General features: G+C 57.9%; 20 protein-coding genes and 1 pseudogene. 2 read left to right on the top strand and 19 right to left on the bottom strand.

Annotation, left to right across the window (positions count from 1 at the left end):
* Positions 1–2: 2 nt before the first annotated feature.
* The 12 genes and pseudogenes from ACMTA2_RS23475 to ACMTA2_RS23420 all read right to left on the bottom strand — a co-directional run bounded on the left by ACMTA2_RS23475 (position 3) and on the right by ACMTA2_RS23420 (position 9,658).
* The gene (locus tag ACMTA2_RS23475; RefSeq protein ID WP_413791981.1) at positions 3–2,543 is read right to left on the bottom strand and encodes a phage tail tape measure protein; all 2,541 of its coding nucleotides are present in this window, start codon (positions 2,541–2,543) and stop codon (positions 3–5) included.
* Positions 2,533–2,652, bottom strand: coding sequence for a GpE family phage tail protein (locus tag ACMTA2_RS23470; RefSeq protein ID WP_413791980.1), 120 nt, complete (start codon positions 2,650–2,652; stop codon positions 2,533–2,535). The genes ACMTA2_RS23475 and ACMTA2_RS23470 overlap by 11 nt, the downstream gene beginning before the upstream one ends.
* 8 nt (positions 2,653–2,660) lie before the next feature.
* Positions 2,661–2,989, bottom strand: a pseudogene (locus tag ACMTA2_RS23465) (phage tail assembly protein).
* Positions 2,990–3,017: 28 nt separating this feature from the next.
* Positions 3,018–3,533 (bottom strand): phage major tail tube protein, encoded by a 516-nt coding sequence (locus ACMTA2_RS23460; RefSeq protein WP_413791979.1) that lies wholly within the window; start codon positions 3,531–3,533, stop codon positions 3,018–3,020.
* 23 nt (positions 3,534–3,556) lie between these two features.
* Entirely contained in the window at positions 3,557–4,726 is a 1,170-nt protein-coding gene (locus ACMTA2_RS23455) for a phage tail sheath protein (protein ID WP_413791978.1), read from the bottom strand.
* A gap of 122 nt (positions 4,727–4,848) precedes the next feature.
* Entirely contained in the window at positions 4,849–5,214 is a 366-nt protein-coding gene (locus ACMTA2_RS23450) for a DUF6124 family protein (RefSeq protein WP_413791977.1), read from the bottom strand.
* A 391-nt stretch (positions 5,215–5,605) separates the two neighbouring features.
* Positions 5,606–6,037 carry a tail fiber assembly protein gene (locus tag ACMTA2_RS23445; RefSeq protein WP_413791976.1) on the bottom strand — a complete coding sequence of 144 codons (432 nt, stop codon included), beginning with the start codon at positions 6,035–6,037 and terminating at the stop codon, positions 5,606–5,608.
* Positions 6,038–6,048: 11 nt separating this feature from the next.
* Complete coding sequence (locus ACMTA2_RS23440) at positions 6,049–7,221, bottom strand: phage tail protein (protein ID WP_413791975.1); 1,173 nt, start codon at positions 7,219–7,221, stop codon at positions 6,049–6,051.
* Positions 7,211–7,840 carry a phage tail protein I gene (locus tag ACMTA2_RS23435; RefSeq protein WP_413791974.1) on the bottom strand — a complete coding sequence of 210 codons (630 nt, stop codon included), beginning with the start codon at positions 7,838–7,840 and terminating at the stop codon, positions 7,211–7,213. The genes ACMTA2_RS23440 and ACMTA2_RS23435 overlap by 11 nt, the downstream gene beginning before the upstream one ends.
* The gene (locus ACMTA2_RS23430; RefSeq protein WP_413791973.1) at positions 7,837–8,748 is read right to left on the bottom strand and encodes a baseplate J/gp47 family protein; all 912 of its coding nucleotides are present in this window, start codon (positions 8,746–8,748) and stop codon (positions 7,837–7,839) included. The genes ACMTA2_RS23435 and ACMTA2_RS23430 overlap by 4 nt, the downstream gene beginning before the upstream one ends.
* Entirely contained in the window at positions 8,745–9,089 is a 345-nt protein-coding gene (locus tag ACMTA2_RS23425; RefSeq protein WP_413791972.1) for a GPW/gp25 family protein, read from the bottom strand. Before ACMTA2_RS23425 ends, ACMTA2_RS23430 begins: the two co-directional genes overlap by 4 nt.
* Entirely contained in the window at positions 9,086–9,658 is a 573-nt protein-coding gene (locus ACMTA2_RS23420; RefSeq protein WP_413791971.1) for a phage baseplate assembly protein V, read from the bottom strand. The genes ACMTA2_RS23425 and ACMTA2_RS23420 overlap by 4 nt, the downstream gene beginning before the upstream one ends.
* 196 nt (positions 9,659–9,854) lie before the next feature.
* On the opposite strand from ACMTA2_RS23420, the gene ACMTA2_RS23415 reads away from it, so the two are divergent.
* Both ACMTA2_RS23415 and ACMTA2_RS23410 read left to right on the top strand, forming a co-directional pair.
* Positions 9,855–10,742, top strand: a complete 888-nt coding sequence (locus ACMTA2_RS23415) for a hypothetical protein (protein ID WP_413791970.1) — start codon at positions 9,855–9,857, stop codon at positions 10,740–10,742.
* Positions 10,743–10,789: 47 nt separating this feature from the next.
* Positions 10,790–11,659, top strand: a complete 870-nt coding sequence (locus ACMTA2_RS23410) for a S1 family peptidase (protein WP_413791969.1) — start codon at positions 10,790–10,792, stop codon at positions 11,657–11,659.
* Here ACMTA2_RS23410 and ACMTA2_RS23405 read toward each other — a convergent pair.
* The 7 genes from ACMTA2_RS23405 to ACMTA2_RS23375 form a co-directional block, all read right to left on the bottom strand.
* On the bottom strand, positions 11,656–12,147 hold the full coding sequence (locus ACMTA2_RS23405) for a phage virion morphogenesis protein (protein WP_413791968.1): 492 nt from the start codon (positions 12,145–12,147) through the stop codon (positions 11,656–11,658). The two genes, ACMTA2_RS23410 and ACMTA2_RS23405, sit on opposite strands and share 4 nt — an antisense overlap.
* An 8-nt stretch (positions 12,148–12,155) precedes the next feature.
* On the bottom strand, positions 12,156–12,599 hold the full coding sequence (locus tag ACMTA2_RS23400; protein ID WP_413791967.1) for a phage tail protein: 444 nt from the start codon (positions 12,597–12,599) through the stop codon (positions 12,156–12,158).
* A 25-nt stretch (positions 12,600–12,624) separates the two neighbouring features.
* A complete protein-coding gene (locus ACMTA2_RS23395; protein WP_413791966.1) occupies positions 12,625–12,837 on the bottom strand; it encodes a tail protein X in 213 nt (70 codons plus the stop codon).
* On the bottom strand, positions 12,837–13,298 hold the full coding sequence (locus ACMTA2_RS23390) for a head completion/stabilization protein (protein WP_413791965.1): 462 nt from the start codon (positions 13,296–13,298) through the stop codon (positions 12,837–12,839). The genes ACMTA2_RS23395 and ACMTA2_RS23390 overlap by 1 nt, the downstream gene beginning before the upstream one ends.
* 101 nt (positions 13,299–13,399) lie before the next feature.
* Positions 13,400–14,098: a phage terminase small subunit gene (locus tag ACMTA2_RS23385; protein WP_413791964.1), complete on the bottom strand. Its 699-nt coding sequence runs from the start codon at positions 14,096–14,098 to the stop codon at positions 13,400–13,402.
* Between the two features lie 9 nt (positions 14,099–14,107).
* Positions 14,108–15,115, bottom strand: a complete 1,008-nt coding sequence (locus ACMTA2_RS23380; RefSeq protein WP_413791963.1) for a phage major capsid protein, P2 family — start codon at positions 15,113–15,115, stop codon at positions 14,108–14,110.
* Positions 15,116–15,134: 19 nt separating this feature from the next.
* Entirely contained in the window at positions 15,135–15,965 is an 831-nt protein-coding gene (locus ACMTA2_RS23375; protein WP_413791962.1) for a GPO family capsid scaffolding protein, read from the bottom strand.
* Positions 15,966–16,081 lie beyond the last annotated feature (116 nt).

Genomic DNA, 16,081 nt, shown 5'->3' with positions numbered 1-16,081 from the left:
GATCACTCCAGGTCCGAAAGGCGGCTACGGCGTCGAGCGGCTTGCTCGTTCTGATGCCGGGCCAACTCAGCTCGCACCGTCCGAGCGACCGCGTTGGCGTCCATGCTGGGCGTGGTATGCACATGGATGGCGTAGGTGTCGTGGCTATCGAAATAACGGGCCGGCGGCTGGCCGATCGGCGCACGGTCATCGATGGTCAATGATTGTGTCGACGGCAGACGCCCGACCTCGATGAGCCGTTTCCCCAAGGCCGTCATGGCACGCAACGGCTCGTCGGCGCGTAACGTTAGGCCCTGGGCGAGTCCATCGACCGTGAAACTGCCCAACTCGGCAAAGACTCGCGATGGGCTATGGATGCCCAGCGTGTCCTTGAAGGCGTCGATCGTCCGAATGCCGAGGCGGTCCACCACATCCTTGAGTTTCCCCATGCCGGCCGTCAGCCCTTCGACCAGGCCATCGATCATCAGCCCGCCGAAGGCGGTGAAGCGATTGGGCAGATCAACGCCCAGGTATTTCATCACCGCGGCGAACGCCTGGTAGATCAGCCCGATCGGACTGAAGTCGGCCAGCACTTTCAGAATGCCGCCAAGGCCATTATCGAAGCCTGCCTGGATCTCGCGCCAGGCGCCGGTCAAATAGCCTGTCACGGCCTCCCAATGCTCGTACAACAGGTAGGCAGCGCCAGCGATGGCGGTAATAGCCAGCCCAATCGGATTGAGCATTAAGGCGCGCCCGACGAGCAGCAGCGACTTGGCTATGAACGGCAACACGGTACGCCCCAACATCGACAGCAAACCAATCAGTCCCGGCAGCCGAAAGCCCAGCAGAACCAGAAGATAACGCAGCGCCGCGAACGGCAGCAGCACACTCGCTACCGCCAACATCAAACCGCCTACCATCACTGCCAGCGCGGCCAGGATGGCGACGGTTTTAACCAGACTCGCCGCGAGCTTTGGATGCTCACGGGCCCAGGATTTAATGGCCCGTACCACTGACGTGACGGACTGAACGAGTTCTCTGAGCGGTCCGTTCTGCTGGTCTTGCAACTCGATGCCCAGGTCCTGCCAGGCGCTGCTGAGTGTGGTCAGGTCTCCCTTGAGGTTATCGGCCATGACGTTGGCGGTGCGGGCCGATTCGCCCTGGCTCTGACGCAGGCTGGCGATGAGTGTCTGCAATTCGCCGGTGCCGGCTTGTTCGACCAGTTGCGCCATGCCCTTGACCGCTTCCTCACCGGCGATGGCTTTCAACAGGCCGCCTTTTTCGGCGGTGCCCAAGGCGCGGGTTTTGTCGTGGATCTCTTTCAGCAAGTCGGGCAGGGGCCGCAGATTGCCGGCAGCGTCGGCGGTGACGATGCTCAATTGGTGCAAAGCCTTTTCCGCGCCTTTGGGCGGGGCGGCCAAGCGGTTCATGATTGAGCTGAGCGCTGTGCCGCCCATGCTGCCTTGCAGGCCGGCATCGCCGAGTTTGCCGGCCATCGCCGCGGTAACTTCCAATTCCACGCCATACGTCTTCGCCATGGGGGCGGCGTATTTCATGGTGTCGCCGAGCATTTGAAGCGTGGTGTTCGAGCGGGTGAAGGTGCCCACTAATACATCGCCCAGGCGATCCATTTCATGGGCGGTCAGGCCGAGTCCCGAGAGAATGTTCGAGGCGATATCAGCGGTCTGAGCCAGCTCAGTGCCGCCGGCCATCGCCAGGTTGAGCATACCGGGCATAGCGGTCTGGATGGCGATGGGCTCGAACCCCGCCATGCCGAGATAACCTTGTGCATCTGCCGCCTGGCCCGCGGTGAATTGAGTTGCGCCGCCCAGGTACCGAGCTTGGGATCGCAAGGCATTGAGCGCTTCGGCTTGCTCATCCAGACGGGTGATAGCCTGCACCCGGCTCATGCTCGCATCGAAATCGATGCCCGGCGACAGCATCCGCGCCCCCGCATACAAGACCGAACCGCCACCGGCCGTCGCAACAGCTCCCTTGCCGGTCAACTCGCCAGCGCTGCGCCGAGACGCGTCCATCGAGGCCCGAGCGGCGCTGAGTCGGCGATGTTGTCCGGTCAACAATGTCAGTTGTTTGTGCTGTGCGTTCAGGCTCGCATTGGTGGCGCCGATCTGTTCGCGCAGTTGGCGTTCGTCGCGTGACAGGTGCTGGGTGCTGATGCCTGCACTGCTCAATCGAGTGCGCAGTACCTGGAGCTGTTCGCTTTGTTTTCGATGCTGCTCTTTGAGGGCTTGCGCGGCCCTGACGGCAGCCTGAAATTCTTTCGCCATGGCTTTGGTGGGCGCGCCGGTCGCGGCGAACTGTCGGCTTAACGCGTTAACCTTTACCCGTGCAGCGTCGAGCGCCTGCTCGGTCCGCAAAGCGGCCGACCGCTGTGCCCGCCAGGCGCTGATATCGTGCTGTTGCGCGTTGAGTGCCTTGAGACGGTCGCGGGTTTCTTTCAAGGCGCGAGCGGTGGCGTGGCTGCGTTTGTCGATGGCCTTCAACGGGCCGCTGGCTTTGTCGATCGCGCCCAGCAATACGCGCAGTTTCAAGTCATTCGCCATCAGTGGCACTCCGTACCCGGGCGCGCTCGCGCCACGCCATCAGTTCATGCAAGCCCAGCCCATCCATGTCGGCCGGCGCCCAATGGAAAACCACGGCCAGGTCGGCCATGGCGTCTTCTACGCAACGAGGCAGGTGTCCGTCTTCGCCGACTTCTGCAACAAAAAACCGGCAATTTTGCTGCGCAGGCGAGCAGGTCGGCCGGGTCAAGGGCGGCGGCTTCCGGCGCGGTGATGGTCGGGGAACTGATGCGCGGCAGGATCTTGAACAGGGTGGCGACGTCCATGTTCAACAGATCCACCAGGTGCACGCCGCGCAACTCACCGGACTGTGGTTTACGCAGGGTGATGCGCTCGATGACGCTCTTGCCACGGAGGATGGGCGTGTCCAGGGTGACGGTGTTTTCATCTGCCGGGGGCAGGGCTTCGAGGGTCTCTTCAGTCTTCATGTCAGGTTCCAAGGGCGGTGGGGCGGGGTCAGATGCCGAGGGCTTGACGTTGCTTGTCCAGCAGGTCTACGCCGTTGACGATCTCGATGAAATTGAGCAGGTCGATTTCGATGATCTCTTCGTTGTCGACGATCAACTTGTAATAGCTGCAGGTGGTGGTGATGCTGTGTTCGGTGTCTTCGCCGGGCTGCGCTTCACCCATCTCAATGGTTTCGTGGCGCCCACGCATGACGATCTCCACGGCGCTGACGGCCTCGGTGTCGTCCTGCTGGAACGCGCCGGAAAAGCGCAATGCAACGCCCGACGCATTGACGGCGCCGAACTGTTTAAGGGCGATCAAATCCAGGCCGCCGGTCTTCCATTCGAACTGAATGCCGTCGTCCGAGAAGCCGAGATCAGCCTTGACCGGGCCGTTCATACCACCGCCGCGATAGCCTTCCATCTTGCGGCCGAGCGGGGGCAGGGTGACGGTCTTGACCACGCCCAGGTAGCTGTTGGCGTCGTTGAACAGGTTGAGGTTCTTGAGTTTGCGGGGCATGGCCATGGCAGGGCTCTCCGTTGCGCGGTTCAGCTATTGATCTTGTTGGCGAAGTCCATCAAATAGCGGTCGGTGATGCGCTGGCGCAGCGTGAGGTCTTCCAGCGGCGGTACGGGTGTGTAGTCGTAGTCGAGGAACAGCTTGCCGGCCTTGAGGGTGTCCTTGTCATTGACGTCGTCCGGATACCAGCACTTGCCGCCGATCAAATAGCCCGCGCCGATCAGCGCGCGGAACTTGGCATTGATCCCTTCGATGATGTCGCGCACCAGGGACGCATGCAGTGGCTTATCCACCGCCCACATATGCGCCTCGGCCATGGTGTCGGCGAGGATCTGTGCCGTGCGGGTGTAGTTTTCGAAGGCGAACAGCGGGTCGTTGCTGGTGGTACGGCTGCCCCAGAAGCGAAAGCCGCCCTGGTTGATGAGCGTGGTGACGTCATGGCTGTTGAGGTAGTTGGCGTCGGTGGCGGGGTTTTGCAGGTCCCAGAACACGTCGGCGCTGATGCCGGTCACGCCGTTGACGGCGACGTTGGACAGGGTCTTGTGCCAACCCACTTCCTGATCGATCTTGGCCCGCAGACCCAGGGCGCGGGCCACCGCCGAGGCGGTTACTATTCCGTTAGTGGCGGGGTTCCAGTGCTGGAATTCGGGCCAGATGACCATCGCTTCCCGTGCGCCGAAGTTGGCTCGATAGGCGACCACCTCTTCCTTGTTTTTGCAGTCCCAAGCGCTGACGTAGGCGAAACCTCGCACCTGCTGAGCGATGGAAATCAGGGCGGTGGCCACCGGCAGGCTGTCGAGGCCTGGTACACCCAGGATGCGCGGCACCATGCCGACGCGGGCCTTGGCGGCGAGCAGGGCTTTCAGGCCGGTGTATTTGCCTTCGGCGGTGGTGGTGCCGATCAGGGCGCTGGTGGTCTCTTCCTCGGTGGCGCCTTCCTTCACGCGCACGACAATGGTGTAGGGCCTGGTCTGGTCGGCTATGGCCTGTAGGCAGGACGCCAGGGTGCCCGTGGTACCGGCTTTGCCGATGGCGGTTTGAACGTTGGTTAGCAGGACCGGCGTGTCGAAGGGGAAGATGCCTGCATCGGCGTCGTCGGCCGTGCAGACCAGGCCGATGACCGCGGTGGGGATGGAGCGAATGGGGCGGGTGCCGTCGTTGAGTTCGATGACCCGCACGCCATGGAGATAATCGGTCATGGGGTGCCTGTGCAGTGTTTGGATGACATTTGCACAGGCTGCCGCGCTCGCAGCGATTGGGCGAGCCGGCGGGCGTGTAGTTGGGGCGTCTACAAGTGCCGGCCAGCCCTTTCGATTACGGGCTACTGCTCACGTGGATCGGTGATATCCAGCGCCCGATTCGCCAGCAGTTCACTCACCTCGATCACTTGCAGGATACCCAGCGCAACATGCCGACGAGAGCCTTCAAGATCGAATGCTAAGTCGTTGATCATGGCATTGGCGGAGGCTAGGTTTTCGCTGAGGTTGGCGAGCAGGCTTTCAGTGTCGACGCCATCGACGACAGTGAAGAGCTGACCCGCGGGCGAAGCTTTCTTGGGTTTGGCCTGTTCTGGCTTCAAATAGAAGTTGAGTGCCCGCTCAGTGGCTTCGTGGAATTTTTCCGGATCGAGGCTTGAGTAGGAGGAGGTGGGATCCGAATCCGGAGGATTGGGTGTAACTTTGAACATGATGACGCTCCTATGAGGAATGGGAGCCGCCAAGACCTGTCGCTAAACAGGGTGGTGGCGACTGCACGCAGGTTAGCGAACCGGACATAGGCACCCGGCAGACCCGAAGGTCTCCTACATACAGCCGCCATAACGTAATTGCAGTCAGACCCCGCAACGAAGCATGGACGCATATGTGCCTATAGTTCGGGTCGCTAAACCCGATCACTGATGAGCAGTGACGGAAATCAAGCTACCGGTACGGACCAGGACACACAAGCCGGCGGATTCTGGCTTAGTTGTAGGTAATGGCGCAAGGTGACGTAGCCTCCGGGCTAGCACTCGGTGTTACTGGGTATGTGTCTGTAAGGATCGGTACTCAGGTTGAAAGAATCGTAAACAAAGCCGCTGTTTATGTTCTCAGTCCAGCTATCCAGAGGGGGGCTACAGGCCTTCTCTCCAAGTTGGGGAAGTAAGGCGTTTGCGGCCAGTCGCGCAAGGCCTGAACATAATCCAACAGCTCTCGTAATTGGTCGCCAGTGAGTGTCGTTGGCCGCGCTGAATCCACTTCGTCCTGATGTCGCTCGCGCAACCACCGCACGCTTTCAATCCTGGCGTCTCGCCACATGCGCTCAGCCGATGCCAGCTCTTCTGCGGTTGCCGGTGGTGGATCGATCAGGATCGGTAACCCTTCATGATCGTGACTGCGAATCTTGCCCGGTTCGGGGTTAGCGATGACTCTTAGGAAGCGATCCTCAGTAATGAAGACCGCGTCTTCTGGCGTCTCTGCGTGGATGCTATCCAGGTAAGTACTACCGGTTGAGGGGCTGTAAAATCGACGCATGTTAGGTTCCTTTATCGGCCAATGGCGATCCAATCGATCGCCAGTACACCCGCACGTCCATTAAAGGACGAATACCAGTTACATCCCGTCCGTGTGGGTGCGCCTGCACCTCCCAAGATCCCAACAAGCGACGGGTTAATCGCACGACCTGTGCCCACCACCTGCCAACAGACATTTGGGAACGCGAGTGGAAACGCCGTTTTGCCGATCCCCGATGCGTTGGACGTTGTCGTTCCCCACATGAAGGTGAAGCCGAACAGCCATGAAGGGAACATGATGTAGCCATTGCTGGTAAGGCTGTAGCTGAAGCCGGCTCTCATCTTCGCGGGTGTGACGATGACGGTGTTCAGAGTCCCCGCATTCACTTCTGATTGAGTCCCTACGCGAAGCACGCCTCGAAGCGTCTCGGTCGCACTGGCTGAGCGGATCGCCTGATAGGTGCTCAAGGGCGTCATGATTTTGTTGGTATCAGTACCGGACTCTGCTTCCGCCTGAGTCGCCTGTGCATTGCGCAGCTTCTTAGGCGTGATGATGGTGCTGTCGTCTTTTCCGTTGGTGACCTGCGGCTGCGTGGCAATTTTCGCCCAACCAAAGGTATTTTCCGTTGCCTGCTTCAAGACCTTGGCGATGGCCTGAAACACTCGTAGCGGGGTCACGAGTTTACTGTTTTCAGTGCCCGCTTCGGCCTCGGCCTGGCTGGCGCGAACAGCCAGGCCTTCGGCGTAGGCTCGGGTTGCCAGGACAACAGACGGGTCGATCTTGAGCTGAACGTTGCCCGTACCGCGGGTAATGATGTGCATGCGCACCACTTGGTTACGGCCCGTGCCCTGTGTCAGCAAGGGCTTATAGCTGGGCGCCGCATTCCCCACGGCGCAAAACACACCGTCCTTGTCTTCAAGCGCCAATTCACGGATCCACCAACCGCCCACATCTGGGGGCAGTACCAGCTCCGCTATGAGGACATTCGGGTCCGTAGGCGATACGTGCAACTGATTCAGTTGGGCCCGGTAGACCTGGTTAATCAATCGCGTCTGCGACGGGCTCGGCACCGGGTCGGTGCCGTTGGCATCACCAATCAGCATGTACTTGGGCTCCCAAGGAATACCGAGCGCGTCGCAGTTGGTTTTCTTGGCGGCGCCAAGGGCGGTCAACAGGCCGCCGAATATCGTTTTCTCATCCACCATGGGAATACACATCCAGTTCGTCGAGGGTGTAGAGGCTCATGTTGGTGTACCCCTGGATGCCCACATCAATGTCGGCATTGCTCCAGGGGTACACGTCGATTTCATCGCCGTCGTCGAGCGCGACGCCGAGGAAAATGTTCAGTTGGGTTTGCAGAATGATGTCGAGGCCGATCAGGTGTCGGGTGAGAGGCTTGGCGTCGTCGATGAGCCAGACCAGTTCGCGATACATCGCTTCAGTGATGCCGCTGTCGAGTACGCCGATCTTCAGGGTGAAAGTGGCGCGTGGGCCTTCCGGCTCGGTCTGCCACCACTCCACGACGTCGATCAAATACCCCAGCGGCTCCACCACGCGGCGGAGCGAACCGAGGGTGCCTTTGCGCGAATGGATGTAATACGCGCTGCGGATGGCGGCACGCTTGGCCGCTTCGCTCCACTGGCTGTCCCAGCGGTCTACTGAGAAGGCCCAGGCCAGGTAAGGCAGTAGCGGCAATGGGCATAGGTCGGGGTTGTACAGGGTGCGCAACGGAATCGGGACGCGCTGAATTTGGGCCAGGGCTTGCGCTGCTTGCCTCTCCAGCGGTGTCGAATTGCTTGGCAACAGCGGCGTGTCGGCGATCATTCAACGCCCCATGCCAGTTCAATGCTCGTGCAATAAGGCGCCTCATAGGGCGTTGCGACGATATCGACCCAATCCTGCAGCACGACTTTGCGCACGCCCTCGACATGCAGCGAGGCGTGAATGATCGATTCAGACACTTCCAGGCCCAAGCGACGTCGTTGGTGCACAAAGCTGAATAGCTTCGCGTTTGCGGCCGTCATACTCAGCTCGTTTTCAGGTCCGGAGGATGATGGGAACAGTTTGGCCTTGACCTGGTAAGGAATGACCTTGGCGCTTTGCACGGTCAATCGGTCGCCTACAGGGCGTCGGTCATCGTCGCTGAGGTAGGTTTTGACGGCGGCGAGCAGGGTGGGTGGGGCGGTGCCGTCGCCGAGTATCGATTGCACCGTCACCACCGCTTCAGCCGGCAATGGGCTCTCGGCAGTGGCGTCGGCGACTTGGCCGTCAGCAGACCGGGCATGAAAGATATAGCTGTTGCGCGGGCCCGCGGTGCTCAGTCCTTCCCACGCCATCTGCGCCCGTTCCCGCAGGCTGTCGTCACTCTCCATCTGCAGCGGAATCGGTGGCATGACGGACGGCTTGGCGGCCTGAATGACCAAGCGCCTGACGTTGTAGTTCGCGGCCAGGTTGTCCAGGTCGGTGCCTCTGGCGAGGGCGAGCATGTTTGCCGTAGAGGCTTCATTGACCCGTTGACGCCAGACCATTTCGCGGTAGGCATTCTCCTGGAGCAGTTTGGTTAACGGCTCCGATTCCAGGTTGAGGCGCGCAGCAATCTCGGCGCGCTCTTCGACGGGCCATAGGCTGATGGCGTAGGCCTTGCGCTCGGAGAGGATCTGCTCGTAATCGATCTGTTCGACCACCTGCGGCGCTGGGAGCTGGCTCAAGTCAATGGCGACAAACGAACTCATGCGCTACCTCCTAAATGCAGGGGTACGCTCAGGCTCAGCGGCTGGTTGCTGTCGACGATGCTGCCTTCGATGTCCAATGACGCCCGGCCTTGCAACGTGGCACCGAGAAACAGCACGCGGCTGAGGCTGATGCGCGGCTCCCAGCGCATCAGCGCCATGACGGTGGCTGCGTAGACCTGTAAGCGGGTGATGTCGTTGAACGGATGGTCCACCAGGTCGGGTAACAGGCTGCCGTATTCGCGGCGCATGACCCGGGTACCGAGTCGCGTGCTGAGGATGTCGCTCATTGATTGGGCGATGCTTTCTTCAGTGGTGAGAGACGCGCCGGTATATCGGTTCATACGGGCTTCCCCGTCATGCCACTGCCAGGCGTGACGCCGCTGTGCGGGTGGTTTACCAAGCTGATGCCGGCTGCAACCACGTCCGCCGAGACGGTGACCTTTCCGGTGATTTTGTGGTTGCCGGTTTGGGTGTAATTGCCCTCGTGCGTAATGTCGCCGATTAGGTTGATTCCGCCGGGGCTGGTCAGAGTGGTGCTGCCGCCATCGGTGAGGGTGGCGTTGAGGTGGTGGGCGATGCTGTCGTACTCAATCACCGTGCCGTCCCGGTAGGTGTAACGGTGCAGGCCTTCACGGTCGCCGTTGGCTGGGAGGTGGTCGCTGAATAGGCCGGTTAGGACTACGCCATTGGAGAGTTGACCGGAAGGACTGAAGAGCAGGACCTGTTCGTTTTCTGTCGGAGGATTCCACTCGCGGTCGGCGCCGGCTCGTAAGGCGATCCAGGGTAGCCACGCTGTGGTCAGCGTTCCGGTTTTGACTTGCACGCGTGGGGGCTTCATCTGGACGGCGGCGATGGTGCCATAGCGGATGAGGTTTTCGATTTGGCGGGTAAGGGTGGGTAGGTTGTTCATGACGTCGATGGTGGCGTCACATGCGCTCGGTATCAGCCTTACTACTTTGTAGGGGCCGGAATCACAACGTGGAGTGACGCGCTGTGTAGGTCAAAATTTTATTTTCCTTTCTTCTGGCGTAATGGCTATTCGCTGCTATATATCCACTACTAGGCTATGGCAGAACGCCACTCTCTGAGCGGACAAGGAGCTTCAAATGAAAGATCATATGATCGGGTTGTCCGACCTTCAGCATTTAGGAAGACTATTTTTAGTCTCTGCTGTAACGTTTACGGCTGCTTGTTCAAATCGCCCAACACACTTCATTCCACCGAATCGTGCAGATCCGATCATGGAAGTCTCTGAGGTTAAAGTTGAAGAGACAGAAGTTATCCTTGGGAGAATAAAGAATTCTACAGATCGGAATGCCGAGCAGCTTAAGTTGCTTGCGATATCTGATATTTATTGCGGTGATTTTATCTCGTCCATTTATGGGCGGCGGGCAGTAACAAATGTTTGGTATAGTACTATCACAACGGCCACGGCAGCAGCGGCTGCTATAGTTGGCGGCAGAGCAGCGCAAAATTTGGCGGGTACCTCTGCAGTTACTAACGAAATGAGATCCTCCATCAATAATGAGATGTATGGAGGGGAATTAATTCCGACAGTCGCCAAAGAAATTCAGGGTATGCGTAAGACTGAGATAATTCGTATTGCCGGCATGCAGGCATCGGATATTAATCAGTACAGTGCTTCAGCAGCAATTGCGGATGCTATTGGTTATCATGAAATGTGTTCGATACCTATTGCGATCTCTAGGATCCTGAGCAGAGCCAATGAAAAATCTGGCACCCAAACTCTGGACTTGGATAGTTCTATTAAGCGGCTTGATAGTGCAATTGCGACCAATAAGGCACTTTTAAATGATTCGAATTTTTCAAGTGATCCGCTAAAGAAGAAGGCTCTCACGGACGCTATTCTCGCCTTGACTGAGAAGCGCAATGTTTTGATTAATACATTCTCTATCCCCGGTTATCAATCCAAATCTAACGATGACCAAAAGCCAGTGGAAGGTAACCCAAAAAATACGCCTCCGACACAATGATTTGTTAACCGTTTATTGTCAATTTAACTACTGGGGTGGTACGTTTTATGAATCCGGCAACACAGATATCATTGACAACCGTCAGGCTCGAGTGTAGCGGCCCTAATACGTCTAGCGTCGGTACGGGGTATTTGTATTTATATATATGCGGAGATGATATTTACCCGGTGGTTGTGACTAATAAGCATGTTGTCGCGGGCGCGAATACTCTGAAAACGGAGTTTCATGTCATCAAGCAAGGTACGTTTGTAGGTGAGGATGGCGATGCGGAAGGTGAAGAGAAATTTCCGGTCGTGATCGGCGATCTAAATAATGTAACTCTTCACCATCCGGATGATTCAATCGATCTCTGTGTTATTCTGTTGGGCACGGTCCTGAACAGTATAAAGAAAGGATATGGAGTAAAAAACGTATTCATAACTGACGGATGGCTGGTGGATCAAGAACTTGCTCCGATTATTAGGCCTGTTGAGACAGTTGTAATGGTCGGTTACCCTAGCGGAATTTGGGATCAAGTAAATAATAGGCCGATCACTAGGCGGGGGTTGACGGCCTCTCACCCTTTGAAATCATGGAACGGTTTACGTCAGTTTGTAATTGATGCAGCCTGTTATCCAGGGTCTAGTGGTTCTCCTGTTTTTTTATTTGAGGATGGTTTATATAGGGATAAAGAGGGGGGTTATACGCCCGGAACTCGAGCTAAATTATTAGGCACGCTTTGGGGTGGCCCTATGGTGAATGCTCAAGGTCAGATGGTCGATATAGAGGTGCCGGTTTCCATATTAAGTAACTCAGAGAGAGCTCAGGTTCCAGTGGTGCAGGTTATGATGAACTTGGGGTACGTGATACATGCTGAAGTATTAAACGATTTCAAACCCATGATTGAAGCTTTTATGTTAAAGTATGAAAATAGTTAGTGGGTTTTCGATTTTGCTTGTGATAGGTGATTGAGTATGCTGTCGCGTACCAGGCTTATATCCGTGTTGGTAACTCCCAAAATCTCTCTGCGTTTATAGGTTGTTTTCAGGCCCCTTTTGTTCGCGTTGTCTCTCAAACCAAACTGATGCACTTTGGCGATGCGGGCGATTCGCCCAATGAATCCAATGCTAATCAGTCTCTCATTGCCTTGCACCTTCAAATATCTTCTCGTGTTCAATTTCTTAAACATCTTGAGACTCCGCTTCACGCGTCCATATTTATCACGAACATGTTGCTTCTTACGCGGTGCGTACGGAGTGCTGTCCGGGTTTTGCTGGGCAACAATTCGCTGCTTCTGGCTTCGCAGTATCTCTCTGCCCAGAGTCCGGATGAGTTCGTTGCGAGGCCTCAATTCAAGTTGGCCCAATAGGTTGGCGGCCCAATCTTCTAATGCATTCAGTCGATCGCTCATTTGGGCGTCACGCATTACTATCTTTACCTCTTAGTCACGGACATTTTGATTAAGTCATTTTTTACGTGCGAGGGTTCGCCAGAGTGGCAAGTTGTGGTTTTGCCGTCAGCGTCTTTTCCCACGACCACGCGCTCGGTCAGCGGCAGGGTTAGGCTGAGGTCCACCTTGCTGTTATCCAGAAGGTCGGCCTCGAACCGGATGCCGTCGTTAGATTTATCCAAGTTCTCCAGCAGCTCGGATTGATTCACGCTCACCCATCCCAATAGCGGTAGCATGACTGTATCAGGATGACCGGCAAAGTCGGTGAGGATAATCTGCAAGTCAAAGTTGTACTCGAAGGACAGGCTGGCCGCCGCGGTGCAGCGGATCTTGCCGTTGTCGATGAAGATCAACAGTCGGTCGGGGTTGTGTTTGAGCTCAGCAATGGTGGTGAGCAGATGAGTGCGAAGGCTCTCGGGTTTGTTCATGGATGTGAAATCTCGTTGCTGTGGATCAATCCCATAGATTCACCATCTGCCGCTGTGGGGCTATCGTCTGGACCTCGGGCATTTGTACGGCCAAGCCTTGGGGCAAGATAGGGCCATAGCTGGCAAGGCCAGGGTTGGTGTTGAGTACCGCTTCGGTCACCCCAGCGGTGCGGCCGTAGTGACGCCAGCAAAGGGCGTCGACGGTGTCGTTTTGAACGGCTCGGATAGTGATAGACATCAGATCAACTCCACCGTGGTGCGGTTGATACCCAGGAAGTCGCGCACGGCCCAGCGCTGGTCGCGGCGGTAGTCGTCGATGCTAGGAGTTAGAGTGTCAGCGTTCTGGTTGCCGCTGTGGGTGGTGTCATAGGAGCGGTAACGCTCGCAGATCTCTGCACCTGTAGCGGCCTCGACAGCGCGGCGGTAGAGGTGCACCAAGATTGGCACGTCATTGACCCGTTCTCCGGGCACATTATCCAATTTCGTGTGGCCTGCAGCTTGTTGCATGGAACGCCATTCGCTCAGCTCTCGGTTGACGCTGATAGCAGCGGCGATGGCTGCGGTTTCCAAACGTGGCGCGGTGACGCTGGCATCGATCCTCAGCGTGGCACGCAACTGATCCAAGTCGATCGCGGGCCAAAAGGCATCGGTGTTGATATGGCCGCTGGCGACGGTGCCGCCGGCTATAAATCCGCTCATGGAACAGCACTCAAAGATAGGTCGCCGGTGGTCGGGGCTTCACGTTCAGGTACGGCCTGGCCGATCCGCCCCGAGCCGGCGGGGTGCGTGGGGACGCTCGGTTAGCCGGCAGAGCCGGCAAGTTTGTTGAGCAGGCGTTCGGCCCGCTCCAGATCTTTCTTGCCACCGCAGGCGTCGTGCAGGGCGATGGCTTTTTTCAGCAAATCCACACCGACCTGAAGCTGGCAGGGTTGGTCTGGCGCCTCTTCGGTGATGCCTTCCAGTGTGGCGCGGCCCATGGCGAGAAACAGCTTGGCGCGGGCCTGGTCGGGCATGTCTTCGGCGTCGGTGAGTTCGGCGGTGCGATGCAGGATGGCCAGGTCGAACAGTTCGCCGATTTTCTGAGCCTTGAAGGCCGCTGTGGCGACCTCTTCAGCGACCAGGCATCCCAAGGTGCGGGCGAACCGATCCGGCATCACCATTTTGTACTTCAGCACATAGGTCGCGATATCGAGCCCACCAGTGAAGTCGCCGGCATCGAAGCGCCAGACCATGACGGTGGTCATCACTTCGTCCTGAGCGCCTTTGCCACCTTCCAGCACACCTTGCACGTAGGATTCGTAGCTCGGCAGTAGCTGGCGTTTGAGTTCGGCCTTGCCCTGGTTGGACTGGACCTGTTTCAGGCGCAGGCGGTCTTGCAGCAGCTGATTGAGCTGATGCTCGTACGCTGTGGCGCCGGCCATGGTTTGGGTAGGGTCTGTAGCTGCCGCTTCCACGGCAGCCGTTACACGTTCAAAGTGGTGACGGCAGGGGTTGGTCATGGTGGCCCCTCAGCTCAGGGTGATGTTTTCGGCCAGGGCGGCGCAGCCCAGGTCTTCGATGACGTAGCTTTCGTTGACCGACTCGAAGTTTTCGATGCGGTCGCGCTTGGCGTTGTCGACGACGGTGCGGCGGCGGGTGCCTTCCTGCCAGTACAGCGACAGGTTGTCGAGGCGGGTGACCATCAGGCCGCTGGCCGGGAAGTGTGGTACGCGCACGGCCGGCAGGTTGCCAAGGCGCTTTTGACTGGTGACGATGTCGGCAGCCAACACTTCAGTTGGTGCCTGCACTGTGTTGATGATGGGGAAGTACTTGTCGGCCAGCAGTTGGCGACCACAAATCACCACCAGCTCGGTGTCTTCCTGATACCAGGGTTCGATGAACTCGTTGACCATGCTGACGACCAGGGCGTCGATGTTTGCGAAGTCCTTGTTGGAACCGATTTCGATTTTACCGCTGCCGTCTTTCACTTCGGTCATGACCCGGGCAGGGTTTTCCTCGCGCATCTTTTGCAGCCAACCGATGTTCACGTCTTGCAGCAGTTTGTTGATGGTTGGATTGGATGTCGCGGCGCGGCTGATGCCGTTCCAACCGATCATGATTCGGTTGAGGGCCTGGGCCTTGATAATGGCGTCGCGAATGCGCGCTTGGAAGTCTTTGAACTTGGCCCACTGGTCCAGCTTCTGGTAGCGAATGCCGGTGTCGAAGTTGGTTTGGGTGCAGTTGTACCCGCGGTCGTCCAGGCCGCTCGGATCGCGTGGTTCACGGTCTTTGATAGTGGTGTCGGTGGTGCTGGCAATGGTGCCGTCGATGCTGATCCCGATCTTCTCCCCGGATTGTTCCGACACGCCGTAAATGTTGATGGCGCTGAGAAAGGCGCTGGACTCTTGGATGCGGGTTTCCAGCGTCTGAGCAACGCTGGGGTCTGCGGTGAATTTGGTGGTGACGTCAGCCACTCCATGCAGTTGCGACAGTTGCTGCAGGTAGGCGTTGAACAGTACTCGGGTGTCGTTACGCATATTGATCGTCCTTGATGAGTCAGCAGTCGGTCATGACCTGGTTACCGCCGCCGGATACCTGCGGGCGCGTTTTCTGGTTGGGATCCTGGGTGGTGGAGAGCTGGTTTTTCAGCTCGGTCAGTTCGGTGCTGACTTGATCGAGTCGGGTTTGTAGCCCCTTGGAGAATTGCTTCTCGGCGGTCAGTTGGTCGGGCAGCTCCTTGACGTGTTCGGCGATGGCTTCGACTGCTTCGCCTATTTGGGTGAACTCGCTGTCATCCTTGACCTGTTTGCCGGTCAAGAGGGTTTGCACTTTGGTGAAGAGCTGGGCGCCGATGCTCGGCTTCTCTTCGAATTCTTCAAATTTCAGCTCGGTCTCGACCGCTTCGGTGAACATGGAAGTTTCCGAATAGTGACGATCCTGGAAGGGGCTGGATTCGGGCTTCTGCGCTGAGAACGCCAGGACGTCGGTGCCCAGGCTGGCGGGTGAGTCGGTCACGGCGAGGCCAACGATGTAGGCCTCGCCTGTGTCGGCAAAGCTCTCGTCGATCTCGACGGAGGTGTAGATCTTCTGCTTGGCCTTGTTCATGGCGATCAGGTCGTTGGTGGGCTCGACCTTAGCGAATAGAGCCAGCTTGGTTTGGCCGTTGACGTCGACCTCTTCGGTCTTGACAGCCAGCACGTCGCCGTAGGCTTTGAACGGGCTGTCTGGCAGCAGGCTTCGGAAATGTTCAAGCCAGATTCGAGCGCCGTAGGTGCTTGGGTTGAAGTTCTTGGCGGCCTGTTCCAGCCAACTGCGTTTGATGGTGCGTTTGTCCGATGTGGCGCCTTCGACGGCGACGCGGAACCAGTTGCTGCGGTACTTCTTCATGCTGGGGATCCTCAGTGCGGGGCGCTGCAATGAGGGCATGGTCGTCACGGGCGCGCGCGGCGGCAATGACGCGGGACTGTAGGCGGGGAGGGCACAAGGGGCGGCGCTATTGAGTC

This window comes from Pseudomonas medicaginis, from assembly GCF_965119365.1.
GTDB lineage: Bacteria > Pseudomonadota > Gammaproteobacteria > Pseudomonadales > Pseudomonadaceae > Aquipseudomonas.
Note: the sequence above shows the minus strand (reverse complement) of the source record. Positions and strands in the feature narration are given on the sequence as shown.